The sequence below is a fragment of the Nonomuraea sp. NPDC049129 genome, assembly GCF_040648495.1.
In the GTDB taxonomy this organism is placed as follows: Bacteria; Actinomycetota; Actinomycetes; order Streptosporangiales; family Streptosporangiaceae; genus Nonomuraea.
Genome location: NZ_JBEZDU010000012.1, coordinates 1 through 17154 on the forward strand (window position 1 = coordinate 1; position 17154 = coordinate 17154).

At 70.8% G+C, this 17154-nt stretch carries 16 protein-coding genes; 11 read left to right on the forward strand and 5 right to left on the reverse strand.

The window, feature by feature from the left end; translation table 11 throughout:
- Nucleotides 1-149: 149 nt before the first annotated feature.
- Together AB0B64_RS33410 and AB0B64_RS33415 are read left to right on the forward strand one after the other, a co-directional pair.
- Complete coding sequence (locus tag AB0B64_RS33410) at nt 150-848, forward strand: TetR/AcrR family transcriptional regulator C-terminal domain-containing protein (RefSeq protein WP_357957327.1); 699 nt, start codon at nt 150-152, stop codon at nt 846-848.
- 107 nt (nt 849-955) lie between these two features.
- A complete protein-coding gene (locus AB0B64_RS33415; protein ID WP_358182196.1) occupies nt 956-1942 on the forward strand; it encodes an NAD(P)-dependent alcohol dehydrogenase in 987 nt (328 codons plus the stop codon).
- A gap of 62 nt (nt 1943-2004) precedes the next feature.
- On the opposite strand, the gene AB0B64_RS33420 is transcribed toward AB0B64_RS33415, so the two are convergent.
- Nucleotides 2005-2367: a cupin domain-containing protein gene (locus AB0B64_RS33420; protein ID WP_357957324.1), complete on the reverse strand. Its 363-nt coding sequence runs from the start codon at nt 2365-2367 to the stop codon at nt 2005-2007.
- Nucleotides 2368-2484: 117 nt separating this feature from the next.
- On the opposite strand from AB0B64_RS33420, the gene AB0B64_RS33425 reads away from it, so the two are divergent.
- The 4 genes from AB0B64_RS33425 to AB0B64_RS33440 all read left to right on the forward strand — a co-directional run bounded on the left by AB0B64_RS33425 (nt 2485) and on the right by AB0B64_RS33440 (nt 6502).
- Complete coding sequence (locus AB0B64_RS33425) at nt 2485-2973, forward strand: 2Fe-2S iron-sulfur cluster-binding protein (protein ID WP_358182199.1); 489 nt, start codon at nt 2485-2487, stop codon at nt 2971-2973.
- A complete protein-coding gene (locus AB0B64_RS33430; RefSeq protein ID WP_358182202.1) occupies nt 2970-3941 on the forward strand; it encodes a xanthine dehydrogenase family protein subunit M in 972 nt (323 codons plus the stop codon). The genes AB0B64_RS33425 and AB0B64_RS33430 overlap by 4 nt, the downstream gene beginning before the upstream one ends.
- Complete coding sequence (locus AB0B64_RS33435) at nt 3938-5959, forward strand: xanthine dehydrogenase family protein molybdopterin-binding subunit (RefSeq protein ID WP_358182205.1); 2022 nt, start codon at nt 3938-3940, stop codon at nt 5957-5959. The genes AB0B64_RS33430 and AB0B64_RS33435 overlap by 4 nt, the downstream gene beginning before the upstream one ends.
- Before the next feature lie 66 nt (nt 5960-6025).
- Nucleotides 6026-6502 (forward strand): DUF6328 family protein, encoded by a 477-nt coding sequence (locus AB0B64_RS33440; protein ID WP_357957316.1) that lies wholly within the window; start codon nt 6026-6028, stop codon nt 6500-6502.
- 27 nt (nt 6503-6529) lie between these two features.
- Here the strand turns inward: AB0B64_RS33440 and AB0B64_RS33445 are convergent, their stop codons facing one another.
- On the reverse strand, nt 6530-8014 hold the full coding sequence (locus AB0B64_RS33445; protein WP_358182208.1) for an alpha/beta hydrolase: 1485 nt from the start codon (nt 8012-8014) through the stop codon (nt 6530-6532).
- Nucleotides 8015-8174: 160 nt separating this feature from the next.
- Between AB0B64_RS33445 and AB0B64_RS33450 the strand changes: the two genes are divergently transcribed.
- Complete coding sequence (locus tag AB0B64_RS33450) at nt 8175-9719, forward strand: beta-N-acetylhexosaminidase (protein WP_358182211.1); 1545 nt, start codon at nt 8175-8177, stop codon at nt 9717-9719.
- Between the two features lie 24 nt (nt 9720-9743).
- Here the strand turns inward: AB0B64_RS33450 and AB0B64_RS33455 are convergent, their stop codons facing one another.
- Nucleotides 9744-10673: a carbohydrate kinase gene (locus AB0B64_RS33455; protein ID WP_358182214.1), complete on the reverse strand. Its 930-nt coding sequence runs from the start codon at nt 10671-10673 to the stop codon at nt 9744-9746.
- A 150-nt stretch (nt 10674-10823) separates the two neighbouring features.
- Here AB0B64_RS33455 and AB0B64_RS33460 point away from each other — a divergent pair, with 150 nt between their 5' ends.
- The 4 genes from AB0B64_RS33460 to AB0B64_RS33475 are packed head-to-tail and all read left to right on the forward strand — an operon-like array spanning nt 10824 to nt 14604.
- Nucleotides 10824-11807 carry a sugar ABC transporter substrate-binding protein gene (locus tag AB0B64_RS33460; RefSeq protein ID WP_357957309.1) on the forward strand — a complete coding sequence of 328 codons (984 nt, stop codon included), beginning with the start codon at nt 10824-10826 and terminating at the stop codon, nt 11805-11807.
- Nucleotides 11808-11817: 10 nt separating this feature from the next.
- A complete protein-coding gene (locus tag AB0B64_RS33465) occupies nt 11818-12780 on the forward strand; it encodes an ABC transporter permease (protein WP_357957307.1) in 963 nt (320 codons plus the stop codon).
- Complete coding sequence (locus AB0B64_RS33470; protein ID WP_357957305.1) at nt 12777-13583, forward strand: ATP-binding cassette domain-containing protein; 807 nt, start codon at nt 12777-12779, stop codon at nt 13581-13583. The genes AB0B64_RS33465 and AB0B64_RS33470 overlap by 4 nt, the downstream gene beginning before the upstream one ends.
- 10 nt (nt 13584-13593) lie before the next feature.
- Entirely contained in the window at nt 13594-14604 is a 1011-nt protein-coding gene (locus AB0B64_RS33475) for a LacI family DNA-binding transcriptional regulator (RefSeq protein WP_357957303.1), read from the forward strand.
- 109 nt (nt 14605-14713) lie between these two features.
- Here AB0B64_RS33475 and AB0B64_RS33480 read toward each other — a convergent pair whose 3' ends face one another.
- Together AB0B64_RS33480 and AB0B64_RS33485 are read right to left on the reverse strand one after the other, a co-directional pair.
- The gene (locus AB0B64_RS33480; protein WP_357957301.1) at nt 14714-15538 is read right to left on the reverse strand and encodes a PIG-L family deacetylase; all 825 of its coding nucleotides are present in this window, start codon (nt 15536-15538) and stop codon (nt 14714-14716) included.
- 109 nt (nt 15539-15647) lie between these two features.
- A complete protein-coding gene (locus tag AB0B64_RS33485) occupies nt 15648-17039 on the reverse strand; it encodes a tetratricopeptide repeat protein (protein WP_358182217.1) in 1392 nt (463 codons plus the stop codon).
- Between the last annotated feature and the right edge of the window lie 115 nt (nt 17040-17154).

The following is a 17154-nucleotide window of genomic DNA, read 5'->3' on the forward strand; positions in this document are numbered from 1 at the left end:
CCACCCGGGTCCGCGAAACGTCAAGCACCCCGTCCCACAGCACGGGCCGCGCAAGCGGCACGAGCTGCCGCATAGCGGCACGGGAATCCCCGCCCTTTCAGGGCGGGGAGCAGGTCAACTTGTACGATATGGCGCGGAGGTTGATCTAGGTGGCCACGCGGAATGGACCGAGGACCGAGCCCCGCACCCCGTTGAGCAGAGACCGGGTGCTCCGGGCCGCGATCAAGGTCGCCGACGAAAGCGGCATCGAGTCGCTCACGATGCGCCGTCTCGCGGAAGAGCTCGGCGCCGAGGCGATGTCGCTCTACTACCACGTGGCCAAGAAGGAAGACGTCCTGGACGGCATCGTCGGCGTCATCGCCGGCGAGATCAACGAGGCGGTCGGCCGGATCGACGTGCCCTCCAAGGGTGCCGCCTGGAAGACGGCCGTGCGGCAGCGGATCCTGACCGCCCGCCAGGTCTTCCTCCGCCACCCCTGGGCGCCGCGCGTCTTCGAGACCCGTACCGACGTGAGTCCGGCCGTCGTACAGTACTTCGATGCCCTGATCGGGCTCATGCGAGACGGTGGCTTCTCCAACGACCTGGCCCACCACGCGCTGCATGCCCTGGGGAGCCGGGCTCTGGGGTTCACCCAGGAGATGTTCGATCCGGGTGACGGGACCGGTGACGAATCCGCGGCCATGCTCGACGCCATGGCCGAGCAGCTGCCCCACCTCGTCGGCATGCTGCGGGAGATCGCCCACGACGACCCCGACTCCACGCTGGGGTGGTGCGACGACCAGACCGAGTTCGAGTTCGGGCTGGATCTGATCCTCGACGGTCTCGACAGGATGCGCGAGACCGCCTGACCTCCGCGTTCGCCTCATAAGGCGCTTCGCCATGCCCTTGACTGCCTTACGCCGTAAGAGTACCTTACGACGTACGACTTACGTTGTACGAATCGGAGGCACCTGCGATGAAGGCGATCGTCTTACGCACGTACGGCTCACCCGACGACCTGGCCATCACCGAGATCGACAAGCCCCTGCCCGGCGACGACGAGGTACTGGTCCGGGTCCGTGCCACCTCCATCCAGCCCTACGACTGGCACCACATGAGAGGCGAGCCGTACATCGCGCGCCTGATGCCCGGCAGCCTCGGGCTGCGCGGGCCGAAGATCCACATCCTGGGCGCCGACCTGGCGGGGCAGGTCGAGGCGGTCGGCAAGGACGTGACGGAGTTCAGCCCCGGCGACGAGGTCTTCGCGCAGTCCAACCAGGGCGGCTTCGCCGAATACGCGTGCGTCCGGGCGAGCGACCTGGCGCCGAAACCGAAGAACCTGTCGTTCGAGCAGGCGGCGGCGGTGCCGATGGCGGCCAACACCGCCCTGATGGGCCTGTGCGACCAGGGCCGCGTCCAGTCCGGGCAGAAGGTCCTCGTCAACGGGGCGTCGGGCGGGGTAGGGACGTTCGCCGTGCAGATCGCCCGAGCGCTCGGCGCGGAGGTCGCCGCCGTCTGCGGCGCGCGGAACGTGGACCTGGTCAAGTCGCTCGGCGCCACCGAGGTCATCGACTACACCACGGAGGACTTCACCCGGAACGGACAGCGTTACGACCTGCTGCTGGACATCGCGGGAAGCCAGTCAGCAGCGGCCTGCCGCCGGGCGCTGACCCCCAAGGGCGCCCACGTCGCCATCGGCGGACCGCCCGGCCGATGGTTCCAGCCCGCCGCTCACGTGTTCGCGGCACTGGCGCTCGGGCCGTTCGTGTCCCAGACGATCGTCATGACGGACGTGGTCCACTGCCCGCAGAAGCGGCAGAATCTGCTGACGCTGACCCGGCTCATCGAGGACGGCGAGATCACTCCGGTCATCGACCGCGGTTACCCGTTCGAGGAGATCCCGGCGGCCGTCCGCTACCAGGAAGAGGGTCACGTCGTGGGGAAGGTCGTCATCACGGTCTGAACGAAAGGGCCGAGGGCCGCCGGCTACGTGCCCGCCGGCGACCCCCGCTGCAAAAGCAGGCCTCAGACGCTCCGCGCCTTGGCGTACTCCGCGGCGCCGCCCGCGAAGTCGTACACCTCTACCTGCTCGTTCCCGACCACCCAGGCGTCGTGTCCGGGCGGGGCGACGAAGACCTCCCCCGGGCCGATCTCGGCCTCGGCGCCGTCGTCCATCCGGATGCGGAGCCGGCCTCGGACGACGAACCCGTTGTGATGGACCTGGCACGAATCGGTGCCGACGATCGGCTTGATGGATGCCGACCAGCGCCATCCGGGTTCGAACGTGGCCACACCGAAGCTCAGGCCCGTCAGGTTGCACACCTCGAAGTGGCCCATCGGGAAGTCCCGGCGCTCGTCGGGCTTGTCGATGCTCTTGACCTCGATCATGACGTCCCCCTTCGTCACCTTTCAGTGTCCCACCGGGCATTTCTCCGAACAAAGCCGACCAAGGCAACGAGGACGACGTGGGGTTGAGCCGTCCGCGCACCGGGTAGGCGAGCGCCTATGGAGATCACCCTGCAGGTCAACGGTTCGCGGCGGACCGTGGAGGTGGACCCGCGCGTCTCGCTGCTGGATCTGCTGCGCGAGCGGCTCGGGCTGACCGGCTCGAAGAAGGGTTGCGATCACGGCCAGTGCGGCGCGTGCACCGTGCTGATCGACGGCCGGCGGGCCAACGCCTGCCTGGCGCTGGCCGTGGCGCAGGACGGATCCGACATCACCACCGTCGAGGGCCTGGCGGACGGCGACCGGCCGCATCCGCTCCAAGCCGCCTTCATCGAGCACGACGCCTTCCAATGCGGCTACTGCACCCCCGGCCAGCTCTGCTCGGCCGCCGGGATGCTGGCCGAGGGCGGTCCGAGCGCCGTCACCGAGGACCTGGCCGCCGACCCGGCGCTGACGGCCGAGGAGATCCGCGAGCGGATGAGCGGCAACCTGTGCCGGTGCGGCGCCTACCCGAACATCGTCACCGCGATCGCGGAGGTGGCGCGATGAGACCCTTCGAGTACGCGCGAGCCGGCGACCCCGCCGACGCCGTGGCCAGGTTCCGGCCCGGCGCGATGTACCTGGGCGGCGGCACCAACCTCGTCGATCTCATGCGTCTGGGCGTGGCCGAGCCCGAGTTCCTGGTGGACGTGAGCCGGCTGCCGCTCGACCGGATCGAGCCCGACGGCGACGGGCTGCGAGTCGGTGCCGCCGTCCGCAACAGCGACCTCGGCGCCCACCCGCTGGTCCGCGAGCGCTACCCGATGCTGGCGCGGGCGGTGCTGGCCGGGGCGTCCGGGCAGATCCGCAACATGGCGACCGTGGGCGGCAACCTGCTGCAACGCACCCGCTGCTCGTACTTCCAGGACGTCTCCAAGCCGTGCAACAAGCGGCGGCCCGGATCCGGCTGCCCGGCGATCGGCGGCGACCACAGCAACCTCGCCATCCTCGGGCATTCCCCCGCATGCGTGGCCACCCACCCGTCCGACATGGCGGTAGCGCTGGCCGCGCTCGATGCCCGCGTGCAGGTCACCGGACCCGGCGGCGACCGGGTGATCCCGATGCCTGGGCTGCACCGGCTGCCCGGTGACGAGCCCGAACGCGACACCGTGCTGGCGCCCGGCGAGTTGGTCACCGCCGTGCACCTGCCCGCCCCGCCGCCGGGCGCCTCCCGCTACCGCAAGGTCCGCGAGCGCGCCTCGTTCGCGTTCGCGCTGGTCTCGATCGCCGCCGTCCTCGACGTCGCAGACGACGGGAGCGTACGCGACTGCCGGATCGCGCTCGGCGCGGTGGCGCACGCGCCGTGGCGGTGCGAGCGCGCCGAGCGGGCGCTGCGCGGCGCCCCGGCGAGTGAGGAGAGCTTCACCCGGGCCGCCGAGGCCGAACTGGAGCAGGCCCGCCCGCTGCCGCGCAACGCGCACAAGGTGCCGCTGGCCCGCAACCTCATCGTCCGCACCCTGCTGGAGCTGGCACCATGACCCGGATCGAGGGGCACGACAAGGTCACCGGCCGCGCGACGTACTCGGCCGAATACCCGATCGAGGGCGTCACCTACGCCTACCCGGTTCAGTCCGGGATCGTCAGAGGCCGCATCACCTCGATCGACGCGACGGGGGCGCTCGTCCTGCCGGGCGTGCTGGCCGTACTGTCCAGTGAGGACCCGCCCGAGCTGGCCCCCGACGCGGACCCGGAGCTGGCGCTGTTCCAGCGCCGCGAGGTCGCCTACCGGGGGCAGTTCGTCGCCGCCGTCGTCGCCGACACCTACGAGAACGCCCGCGCGGCCGCTCGGGAGGTGCGGGTCACCTACGAGGAGGACCCGCACGACGTACGGCTGCGCGGCGACCACCCCGGGCTCTACCGGCCGGACAAGGTGAACCCGTTCTACCCGGCCGACACCGAGAAGGGCGACCTGGCGGCCGGGCTGGCCGCGGCGGCCGTCACCGTGGACGTGACGTACACGACCCCGGCCGTGCACAACAACCCGATGGAGCCGCACGCCACGCTCGCCGTCTGGAGCGGTGACGGCGACCTGACCGTCTACGACTCGACGCAGGGCGTGTCCACGGCCCGCGTCATGATCGCCAAGACGCTCGGCCTGCCCGCCGAGCGGGTGCGCGTGGTGTGCCGCCACATCGGCGGCGGCTTCGGATCCAAGGGCACCATCCGCCCCGGCACCATGCTCGCCGTCCTGGCGGCGAGGGCCGTCGGGCGGCCGGTGAAGGTGGCGCTGACCCGGCAGCAACTGTTCGACGTCACCGGCTACCGGACGCCGACGATCCAGCGAGTCCGGCTCGGCGCCGACGCCGACGGCCGCCTCACCGCCGTCGAGCACGAGGTCGCCGAGCAGAGCTCGACGCTGGTCGAGTTCGCCGAGCAGACCGCCACCCCGGCCCGCACCATGTACGAGACGCCCGCGCTGCGCACGGCCCACCGGCTGGTCCGGCTGGACGTGGCCACCCCGTCGTGGATGCGCGCACCGGGCGAATGCCCCGGCATGTACGCGCTGGAGTCGGCCATGGACGAGCTGGCCATCGCCACCGGCCTGGACCCCGTCGAGCTGCGCGTGCTCAACGACGCGGAGACCGAGCCGGAGAGCGGCCTGCCGTTCAGCTCCCGCAACCTGGTGGCCTGCCTGCTGGAGGGCGCCCGCCGGTTCGGCTGGGAGGGGCGCGATCCGACGCCGGGCGTCCGCCGCCAGGGGCGCTGGCTCATCGGCACCGGCGTCGCCTCTTCCACCTTCCCGGCCTTTCGGCGCCCGTCCCAGGCCACCGCCACCGTCGAGAACGGCGGCTATGTCGTCCGCGTGGCCGCCGTCGACCTCGGCACCGGCGCCCGCACCGCGCTGACCAAGATCGCCGCGACCGCGCTCGGCGTCCCGCCCGACCAGGTACGGATCGAACTGGGCGACAGCGATCTGCCCCCGGCCCCGGTGGCCGGCGGCTCCATGGGCACCGCCTCCTGGGGCTCGGCCGTGGTGGCCGCCTGCGAGGAGGCGCTGCGCGACGGCAAGCACGGCGCCGCCGACACCACCGACGCCATCAAGGCGCAGCAGGACCTGGCCAGACACGCCTTCGGCGCCCAGTTCGCCCGGGTACGGGTGGACATGGACACCGGCGAGATCCGCGTGTCGCACCTGCTGGGCATCTTCGCCGCCGGGCGGATCATCGACGAGCAACTGGCCATGTCGCAGTTCGTCGGCGGCATGACGATGGGCGTGGGCATGGCGTTGATGGAGGAGAGCGTCATCGACGACGAGTTCGGCGGGTTCAGCAACCACGACCTGGCTCAATACCACGTGCCGGTGTGCGCGGACATCGAACGGATCGACGCGGCCTGGATCGAGGAGGACGACCGGCACCTCAACCCCATGGGCACCAAGGGCATCGGTGAGATCGGCATCGTCGGCACCGCGGCCGCCATCGGCAACGCGGTCTATCACGCGACCGGCATCCGCGTCCGCGACCTGCCGATCACCCCTGCCCGCCTGCTCACGTGAAGCTGGCCCTACGCGAATTGATCGCGCTTTTGCATGAAATTTCCTGATCTAGGTAGATGAAGGCACATGGAACCGGACAGGGAAACTCATAAGGAGCGGGCCGATCGCAATTTCGTGGAGCTGCTGCAGAGCGCACGGGTGGCGGTGACCGGCGTCCAGGTGCTGTTCGCGTTCCTGCTGACGGTCCCGTTCTCGCAGGGGTTCGACAAGTTGAGCCTGGCCGATCGGCGGCTGTTCTACGTGGCGCTGGTCAGTGCCGCGATCGCCTCGATCTGCTACATCGCCCCGGCCGCCCAGCACCGGGTGCTCTTCCGCCAAGGGCTGAAGGAGATGCTGGTCCGCCGCTCCAACTTGTACGGCATCGCCGGGGCGCTGGCCCTGGCCGTCTCGATGACCGCGGCCACCATGCTGGTGGTCGACTACCTGTTCCACAGCACGGTGGCGGTGATCACGGCCGTCGTCGTCGCCGCGCTGGCCGTGTGGACCTGGTTCGTGCAACCGGCGATGGACCGCTCGGCCAAGGGCGACGACGACACGAGCTGACCCCGGTCGCGCGCGACCGGGGCCGGGTCAGATCTTCGGGCACATCTTCCCGTCACGCGGCGGTACCCGGGTGATCAGGTAGCGGTCGACGGAGGTGTTCACGCAGGCCGAGCCGGTGCCGTAGGCGGTGTGGCCGTCGCCGTCGAAGCTCAGCAGCACGCCCGAGGACAGCTGAGAGGCCAGTGCCTTGGCCCACTTGTACGGCGTGGCGGGGTCGCGCAGGGTGCCGACCACCAGGATGGGCGGTGCGCCCTTGGCGTGGATGGCCCTGTTGACCGTCTTGCTCTTGACCGGCCAGAAGTCGCACGCACTGGCCACGGCCTTGCCGGAGCTGATCGCCTTGGCCTGGCGCACCGCTCGCCGCCAGGTCGGGTGATCGAGGCAGTCGATGGCCGCGTGCGCCTCCATCATGTTGGCGTAGGTGGCGTCGGGGCCGCGCTCGTTGTACTGGTCGGCGTACTGCAGCAGCAGCGTGCCGTCGCCCTTGAAGGCCGAGCCGAGCGCCTGCCGCAGGGCCGGCCACGACCGCTGGTCGTACAGGAGGCTGTAGAGGCCGGTGTACACGATCGCCTGCGTGGCCTGCCTGCCGTCGTAGGTGTTGACCAGCGGCGCCTTCTCGGTCCGGTCGTGCAGGGCGCGCATCTGCTTGGTGACCGCGGTGACCGTGTGCTTCTTGAAGGGGCAGTCCTTGTGCTTGAAGCAGTCCCGCGCGAAGGACTCGAAGGCCACGCCGAAGCCGTCCTGCTGGCCCGCGCCGAACTCGGTCGCCGTCGTGGTGGGGTCCTCGGCGCCGTCGAGCACCATCGCGCGCACCCTGGCCGGGAACAGGTTCGCGTACGTGGCGCCGAGCAGGGTGCCGTACGAGAAGCCCAGGTAGGTCATGCGCGACTCGCCGAGACCGGCGCGCAGCACGTCCATGTCGCGGGCGGCGTTCGGCGTGCCCACGAAGGGCAGGAGCGCGCCGGAGTTGGCCTGGCACGCCTGCGCGAGCCGCAGCTGCGCGTAGTTGTACATCTTCACCTCGGCCTTCGAGTCCGGGGTGTCGTCGACGGAGTGGTACCAGTCGGCCACCTGGGTGGGCATGCAGCGCACGGGGGTGGAGGCGCCCACGCCGCGCGGATCGAAGCTGACCAGGTCGAAGCGCGAGCGGAGGGCGGCGGTGAACTTCACCTTCGCGGCACCTCTCAGCAGGTCGACGCCCGACCCGCCGGGTCCGCCAAAGTTGATCACCACGGAGCCCAGGCGCTTGGCGCCCTTCGCCGGTAGTTTGATCACGGCGATCTCGATCCGTTTGCCCGACGGCTTGGTGTAGTCGAGCGGCACCTTGAGCTTCGCGCACTGGAAACCCCCCTTGCAGGGGGTCCAGGCGAGCCGCTGGCCGTGGTAGGCGCTCAGGCCGGGCGGTGTGTCGGCCGTCCGCGCGGGCTGTGCCGTCGCGGGCTCGGCGGTGACCAGACCCGCGGAGAGCAGGCCGATGACTAACGGGGTGATGACCCCGAGAAGGCGTCGCATATCTCTGTCCTCGTCTGGCGGCCGAGTGGATATCGCTTAGTGACTCTCCGATGGTTGGGCGCGGTGGTTGCGAGGCTCTTGAAGGCCGCTGGCCGAGCGCGTGCAAGCGTTATTTGGAAAGTTTCTTTACTAGCGCGGATCACGTCCGTATGGTGAGGCCATGAGCCTGCGCACAGTGCTGATCCTGGTGGCGGCGCTCGTCGCCACGTCGGTCTCCGCCTCCCCGAGCGCGCGCGCCGCCGCGCCCCTGAGCTTCGGCGGGGTGGTCCCCGCGCCGGTCAGCGCGACGCCCACCGCCGGGGTCACCTACCGGATCACCTCGGCCACCAGCCTCTACAGCGACGTCCCCGCCGTCGGCGAGCAGCTCGCCCGGCAGCTGCGGCGCTCGACCGGCTACCCCGTGCCGATCGTGGCCGCGCCGCCCGCCGGCGGGATCTCGCTGCGGCTGGGCAGCGTGAGCGGTGGCGAGGAGGCCTACCGCCTCGACGTGACCGCCACCGGGATCACCGTGCTGGCCAATGGGGCCGCCGGGCTGTTCAACGGGGTACAGACGCTGCGGCAGCTGCTGCCGTACGCGGCCGACAGCGCGAGCGTCCAGCCGGGACCGTGGCCCGTGCAGGGCGGGCGGATCACCGACGCGCCGCGCTACGCCTACCGCGGCGCCATGCTCGACGTCGCCCGCCACTTCTTCCCCCTGGCCGCCGTCCAGCGGTACATCGACCAGATCGCCCTCTACAAGATCAACTACCTGCACCTGCACCTGTCCGACGACCAGGGCTGGCGGATCGTCGTCGACTCCTGGCCCAGACTGGCCACCTACGGCGGCAGCACCGCCGTCGGCGGCGATCCGGGCGGCTACTACACCAAGGCCCAGTACCAGGAGCTCGTGGCCTACGCCGCGGCCCGCAACATCACGGTCGTGCCCGAGATCGACCTGCCCGGCCACACGAACGCCGCCCTGGCCTCCTACGCCGAGCTGAACTGCGACGGCGTCGCGCCGCCCCTCTACACCGGCACCGACGTCGGCTTCAGCTCGCTGTGCACGTCGAAGGAGCTCACCTACACCTTCATCGACCAGGTGCTCGGCGAGCTGGCCGCGCTCACCCCCGGCCCCTACCTGCACCTCGGCGGCGACGAGGCCAGCTCCACCAAGCCGGCCGACTACGCCGCGTTCATGAACCGGGCGCAGGCCATCGCCGCCGCGCACGGCAAGACCGTCATCGGCTGGCACGACATCGTCAAGGCGACGCCGCTGCCCTCCACGGTCGCTCAATACTGGGGCACCACGCCGGACGACAGCGCCGTCGCGGGTGCCGGGCGGAAGGTCATCATGTCCCCGGCCAGCCGCGCCTACCTGGACATGAAGTACAACTCGCGCACCAAGCTCGGCCAGGACTGGGCCGGGCTGATCGAGGTCAAGGACGCCTACGGCTGGAACCCGGGCGCCTACCTGACCGGCCTGCCGGCCCAGCAGGTCCTGGGCGTGGAGGCGCCGCTGTGGACCGAGACGATCAGGACTCCCGCCGACATCGAGTACATGGCCTTCCCGCGCCTGCCCGCCATCGCCGAGCTGGGCTGGTCCCCATACGCCAAGCACGACTGGACCGCCTTCAAGAAGCGCCTCGGCGCGCAGGGGCCGCGCTGGCGCGTCCTGGGCGTGAACTACTACCACTCCGGGCAGATCACCTGGCCCGCCGGTTCCTGAACCAACTGATGGTCTTGTACGACGTCACCGCCCGGCGGTCTCGTTGAGCTGGTGCGCCCACGGTGGGTTGGCCCCCGCGACCGAGCACGTCAGCGCCGCCACCCGGGCCGCGAAGGCGGCGGCGTCGGCGGCCGTCTCCAGGTCCAGCCCGTCCAGCCGGCCGCCGAGCAGCCCCCGCACGCCCAGCCGGTGCAGCAGCCCGGCGGTGAAGGAGTCACCGGCGCCCACGGTGTCGACGACCTCGACCCGGGGCGCCCGTACCGTCGCGCGCTCCCCGTCCAGCGACACCAGCGCGCCGTCCGCGCCCCGGGTGATCACGATGAGCCTGGCCCCGGCCGCGTGCCAGGTGTCGCAGGCACGTTCCAACGGCTGATCCGGCATCAGGAAGGACAGGTCGTCGTCGCTGAGCTTGAGGATGTCGGCCACCGCGCACCACCGCTCCACCGGGTAGGCGTCCCGGTCGGCCAGGCTGGGCCGTACGTTCGGATCGATCGAGACCGTCGCGTGCGCGCGGGCGTCCGCCGCGAACGACTCCACCGCGGCGCTGCCCGGCCGCCTGACCAGCGCCAGAGACCCCGTGTGCAGGCAGGACCACCCGCTCGGGTCGACGGCGGCCAGCTCTTCGGCCGTCCACTGCCAGTCGGCGGTGCCTTCGGCGTGGAAGCTGTAGGCCGCCTGGCCCCGCTCGTCGAGTGAGGCCACCGCCAGCGTGCTCGGCTCGGCGGCCGGCACGATGGCCGACAGGTCCACCCCGGAGGAGGCGAGGTGCTCGCGGAACAGCTCGCCGAACACGTCCGCCGACACCCGCCCCAGGAACCGCGTCGGGGTGCCGAGCCGGGCCAGAGCCACCGCCGTGTTCGCGGGGCCGCCGCCCGGCAGAACCCGGAGCTCCAGCTCGCCGGGGCGCCGGTCGGCGAAGGCGTCCGCGACGCATTCGCCCAGGACAGCGATCATCAGGGCCAACCTTTCAGCCATGTTTGCAGATTTGTTACACCCAGGGGGCATTGACGTTTCTAGAAACGGAGTCCATCATCGCAGCACGGCGAATGTCAACGTTGACATATGTCAACGATGACATTGAATCATCCCTGATAGGAAGCCACCATGATTGCTAGGCTCTCGGCCGGACTTCTGGCCGCCGCGCTCCTCGTCACCGGCTGTGGCGGCAACGAGCAGAAGGCCTCCACCAGCACCAACAAGGTCGGGCTGATCACGAAGACGGAGACCAACCCGTTCTTCGTCAAGATGAAGGAAGGCGCGCAGCAGGCCGCCAAGACGTCGGGTCTGGAGCTGATGACCGCGGCGGGCAAGTTCGACGGGGACAACGCCTCCCAGCTCACTGCCATTGAGAACATGGTCGCGGCCGGGGTGAAGGGCATCCTCATCACGCCCAACGACACCAAGGCAATCGTGCCCGCGATCAAGAAGGCCAGGGACGCCGGCGTCGTGGTGATCGCGCTGGACACGCCGACGGACCCGCAGGACGCCACCGACGCGCTGTTCGCCACCGACAACCTCAAGGCGGGCGAGCTGATCGGCCAGTACGCCAAGGGCGCCATGGCCGGCAAGACCGCCAAGATCGCCACGCTGGACCTGGCGCCCGGCATCACGGTCGGCCAGCTGCGCCACGACGGCTTCCTGAAGGGCTTCGGCATCGCCAACGGCGACCCGTCCATCGCCTGCTCCCAGGACACCCGCGGTGACCAGTCCAAGGGCCAGGAGGCGATGGAGAACTGCCTGCAGAAGGCGCCCGACATCAACCTCGTCTACACCATCAACGAGCCCGCCGCGCTCGGCGCCTATACCGCGCTCAAGGCCAAGGGCCGCGAGAAGGACGTGCTGATCGTCTCGGTGGACGGCGGCTGCACCGGCGTCAAGGCCGTCAAGAGCGGGCAGATCGCCGCGACCTCGCAGCAGTACCCGCTGAAGATGGCCGAGGACGGCGTCAAGGCCGTCGCCGACTTCGCCAAGGGCGGGGCCAAGCCCAAGGGCTACGTCGACACCGGCGTCACCCTGATCACCGACAAGGCCGTTCCGGGAGTGGAGTCCAAGGACACCACCTTCGGCCTGGCCAACTGCTGGGGCTGACATGGCCGTCATGGAAGCGACGCTGCCGCGCCGCATCATCACCACACCGACGGCGGGACCGCTGGCCGCGCTCGTGCTGGCCTGCGTGTTCTTCGCGGTCAACAGCGACCAGTTCCTCACCGGCGGCAACTTCTCGCTGATCATCCAGCAGGTGATGGTCGTCGGCACGCTCGCCATCGGCCAGACGCTCATCATCCTGACCGCCGGCATCGACCTGTCCAACGGCGCGATCATGGCGTTCGGCGGCATCGTGATGACCAAGCTGGCCGTCGGCAGCGGGCTGCCCCCGCTGCTCGCGGTCGCCGCCGGACTCGCCGTCTGCGCCGCGTTCGGGCTGGCGAACGGGCTGCTGGTGACGCGGATCTCGCTGCCGCCGTTCATCGTGACGCTGGGCATGCTGAACGTGGTGTTCGCGCTGACCCACATCTACTCCGAGGACCAGACGGTCACCGACCTCCCGAACACGCTGACCTTCCTGGGGCAGACCTTCAAGGTCGGCGGCACGAACGTCACCTACGGGTCGCTGCTCACGATCCTGCTGTTCCTGCTCTTCGCGTACCTGCTGGGGTACACCGCGTGGGGCCGCCACGTGTACGCGCTCGGCAATAGCCAGGAGGTCGCGCGGCTGACCGGCATCCGCACGCAGCGGCTGACGATCGGCGTCTACACCGTCGCGGGCCTCGTGTACGGCATCGCCGCCCTGCTGCTCGTCTCCAGGACCGGCGTGGGCGACCCGCAGGCCGGTCAGACGGACAACCTCGACAGCATCACCGCGGTCGTCCTCGGCGGGACCAGCCTGTTCGGCGGCCGGGGCCTGGTGCTCGGCACGCTGATCGGCGCGCTCATCGTGGGGGTCTTCCGTAACGGCCTGCAGCTCATGGGCGTACCGTCGATTTACCAGACGCTCATCACCGGCATCCTGGTGATCCTCGCCGTCGCCGTCGACCAGCTCTCCCGCAGGAGGACCCGATGACCCCCGTGCTCCAGGCCCGCGGCCTGGTCAAGCGATACGGCCACGTGGTGGCGCTCGACGGCGCCGACTTCGACCTGATGCCCGGCGAGGTGCTCGCCGTCATCGGCGACAACGGCGCCGGCAAGACCAGCCTGATCAAGGCGCTGACCGGCGCGCTGCAGCCGGACGAGGGCGAGATCCTGCTCGACGGCAAGCCCGTGCGCATCCGCGACCCCCTGGAGGCGCGCCGGCTCGGCATCGAGACCGTCTACCAGGAGCTCGCCGTCGCGGCCTCGCTCGACATCTCGACGAACATGTTCCTCGGCCGCGAGCTCCGCAAGCCAGGACCGCTCGGCACGATCTTCCGGATGCTCGACAAGAAGCGGATGCGCGAGGAGTCGGCCAAGCACATGGCCGACCTGAAGATCGGCCTGCGCTCGCTCACCCAGCCCGTCGAGTCGCTGTCCGGCGGCCAGCGGCAGGGCGTGGCCGTGGCCAGGGCCGTGGCGTGGGCCTCCCACGTCGTGGTCATGGACGAGCCGACCGCCGCACTCGGCGTCAAGGAGTCGGGGCAGGTGCTGGACATGATCAAGCGGGTCCGCGACCGCGGCATGCCCGTCGTCCTGATCAGCCACAACATGCCGCACGTCTTCGAGATCGCCGACCGCATCCACGTCCAGCGGCTCGGCCGCCGCGTCGCCCAGATCAAGCCGGGCGACCACAGCATGGCCGAGGTCGTCGCCATCATGACCGGAGCACTCCAGGTGTCGGAGGGCAAGTCGGTCGTGACGGACAAGGACGCGGCGGAGGCGATCGGCCTCTAGCATGGGCGAAATGCGGCGTCCCACCATGACAGACGTGGCCCGTGAGGTGGGCGTCACCGCCAAGACCGTCTCACGGGTGCTCAACGACGACGGACCCGTGGCCATCGAGACGCGCGAACGCGTCATGGCCGCGGTCCGCAAGCTGGGCTACCAGCCCAACCTGATGGCGCGCAACATGCGGGTCGGCGCCAGGGACGCCGCGATCGGGCTGGTCATCCCCGAGATGGGCAACCCGTTCTTCGGCACGGTGGCGGGCGGCATCGAGAACGCCGTCCGGGCCCGCGGCCTGACCCTCATCGTCGGCTCCTCCAGCGAGACCGCCGAACTGGAGCAGTCCCTGATCGCCACCTTCCTGGCCCGGCGGGTCAGCGCCCTCATCGTGGTCCCCTCGGCCGGCAGCGACCACCGGTACCTGCGTACGGAGCGGGTCGCCGGCCTGCCCATCGTCTTCCTCGACCGCCCGGCCGTCGGCCTGACGGCCGACAGCGTGGTCAGCGGCAACCGGGCCGGCGCGCAGGCCGGCATCGAGCACCTGATCGGGTACGGCCACCGCCGGATCGGCTTCATCGGTGACCTGCCCGCCACCCTCTACACCCGCCGCGAACGCTTCCAGGGTTACCGCGACGCCCTGGAGCAGGCGGGCCTGCCGTTCGACCGCACCCTGGTGGAGACGGGCCACGACCAGGAGGCGGCCCGCGCGGCCACCCTGCGCCTGCTCGCCCTGGACCGCCCGCCCACGGCCCTGTTCGCGGCCAACAACCTGGCCTCCATGGGGGCGGTGGTCGCGCTGGCCCGGGCGGGGCGGCGGGACGTGGCGCTGGTGGGGTTCGACGACCTGCCGCTGGCGGAGGTCCTGGACCCGCCGCTCACCGTCGTGGCGCAGGATCCGGCGGCCATCGGGGAGGTGGCGGCGGAGCTGGTGCTGTCGCGCCTGGACGGCGACCGCTCCCGCGCCCGGCGACCACTGGTGCCCACCCGGCTGATCGTCCGGGGGTCGGGGGAGCTGCCGGCGCTCTCCTGAGCCCGGACCCTGTTTCTGCGCCGATCCTGTTTCTGTAAGGGAAAGGCCCCGCGCACCTTCCCAGAGGTCGGCTCTAGAGGTCGGCCGGGGCTTTCCATGTCAGCTCAGGTCAGCGCAGCCCCGCGAACAGGTCGTCCTCCTGGTCCGGTGCCGCCGCCACGCGATTGACGATCCGGGTGAACGCCTCAGCGGAGAACGCCGCCTGCTGGGCCTCTTCGGGCATCTGGAACAGGAAGATGTTGTCGCCCTGGCTCGCGTGCGACCGCAGCGCCTTGAGCTTGCGCTCGACGTAGGGGGCGACGTCGACGACGGCGGTCACGAGCTCGTCGGGGGTGCCGAAGTCGTCGGAGGGCTCGAAGTCGCCCAGGTCGATGCCGCTGCTGCGGACGAGCTCGAACATGCGCTTCATCGCGGAGCGGGGGAGGGCCGTGTAGTAGAGCTTGTCGGCGACACCGGTCGCCTCGACGGCCGCGACCGTGATGCGATGGGCCTGGACGTGGTCGGGGTGGTTGTAGCCGCTGCCGCCGGTCTCGTCATAGGTGACCACGACCTGCGGGCGATATTGCTTTATCAGCTCGCCGAGCCGGCCGGCGGCCAGGTCGACGGGCACGTTGGCGAAGGCGTCGGGGTGAGCGTTGGTGTCCCACCCGTCCATGCCGGAGTCGCGGTAGCCGAGCAACTCCAGGTGGTCGATGCCCAGGTGCTCCACCGACTCGCGCAGCTCCGCCAGCCGCCGCTCGGCCACCTCTTCGGCGACGTGGCCGGGGTCGCCGGGCTTGACGCCGCCGGGCCCGTCGCCCTGCTCGCCGTTGGTGCAGGTGACCAGGACCGTGCGGATGCCCTCGTCGGCATAACGAGCGAAGACGCCGCCAGTGCTCAGGCATTCGTCGTCGGGGTGGGCGTGCACGGCCATCAGGGTGAGTTGCCGATCCATGATGCAGACCCTACTGGGCGGCACCGACAGTTGCGGACGGAGCGGACAGCGGCTGCTCCCGATGGGTCCGGTCCGGCTGGTGGGCGCGGAGGCGGGCCGTCCCGAGGGGTCAGGTGCGGCGGGTCAGTTCGCCGGCTCGGAGGCGGGCCGTCGCGGCCGCCGCGCGGTCGCCGAGCGCCTCGGCGAGGGCGCCCTGCTTGAGCCAGTTGAACGGGCTGCACGGCCGCACGCTGATCCGCTCGCTGACCAGCACCCGCGCCAGATCCCGGCGCCCGCCGCGCAGCGCCGCCTCCAGGAGCGTCTTCTGTACGGCGTCCCGCTGCGCGTGGCTGCCGCCGAACTCGTTGACCCGATGCCTGATCGGATAGAGCAGGTCCACGACCGCGTCGTAGTCGCCCCGGCCGAAGGCGACCAGCGACCGGCAGACCGGCAGGCCGACGCGGGCGGTCATGGCGTGGTTGGTGATGTTCGGGTGGGGTTCGGACAGGTAGGTCTCCCGGCTCGCGATGAGTCTCTCGGCCTGCGCGACCCGGCCCGCGCCCACGTACGACATGACGGCGTGCATGTCGTTGAAGGCGTAGAACGGCTCGGCCACCTTGGCGGGCCACGCGTCGGCCAGCGCCCGCCAGCGTTCGTGCTGGCCGGAGCCCTCCAGAAGCAGCCGCCACAACAGCGCGGCGGCGTCGAGCAGTTCCATCGAGCCCTGACCGTCGGCCAGCGCCGCGTCGTAGATGGCCAGTGCCCGGCCGGTGTCGCCGGCCTCCAGCGCGTAGAGGGCGTAGTGCCACCAGGTGTGCACGTTGAAGAACGTGCCGGTCGACCAGTCGCCGAGCCGGGCGTCGAGGTAGCGGATGCCGTCGCCGAACCGGCCCTGCATCTCGTAGGTGTGCACGACCGCGTGGATGCCCCAGACGTCGCGCGCGTTCAGCTCGACCGCCCGCAGCCCCACATCCTCCGACCGGTCGTAGTGCCCGGCCTCCTCCAGCCCGAACGCGTACATCCCGAGCACGTGGCCGTAGTGCCGGTCGTCCTCGTGCCAGGCGTTGAGCGCGCCGCCGATCCTGTCGCGCAGCGAGCGGGCGTCGCCGGTGAAGAAGTCGACCTGGTGCCCCGCCGCCAGCGCCAGGGCGTCACGGGGGTACTGCTCGGTGATCGCGCCGAGGAGCCTGCCGCAGGTCAGGAAGTCGCCGTCGAGCAGCGCCTGGACGGCCTCGACGTGCGCGCGTTCGCGGGGCAGGAGCGCGGCGGCGTCGCTACGGCCGCGCCAGGCGGCGAAGCGCTGCCTGGCGGTGCGCGCGTCCTCCACCTCCGTGGTCAGCAGCCCGAGGTAGGCGGTCAGGACCTGGCCCATCGGGAAGTCGGGCGCCTCGGCCAGGGCGGCGGCGGCCTCGACGTCGACCTCCGCGCGAAAGTGCAGCAGCTCGTCGATCGCCCGGTCGTAGTGGCGGGCGGCGGCACCGCCCGCGCCGCTCATCGCCAGCCCGTGCTGGTCGTCGGTCACCCGGCCACTATAAAAGGCGGCCGGTCGGCAGGATCCGGCGCCGCCCCTCGGCGCGTGCCGGGAGCGTCAGCGGCGATTCGGTGCGGCGCTCGGCGGGCGTCGGGACCGTCGGCGG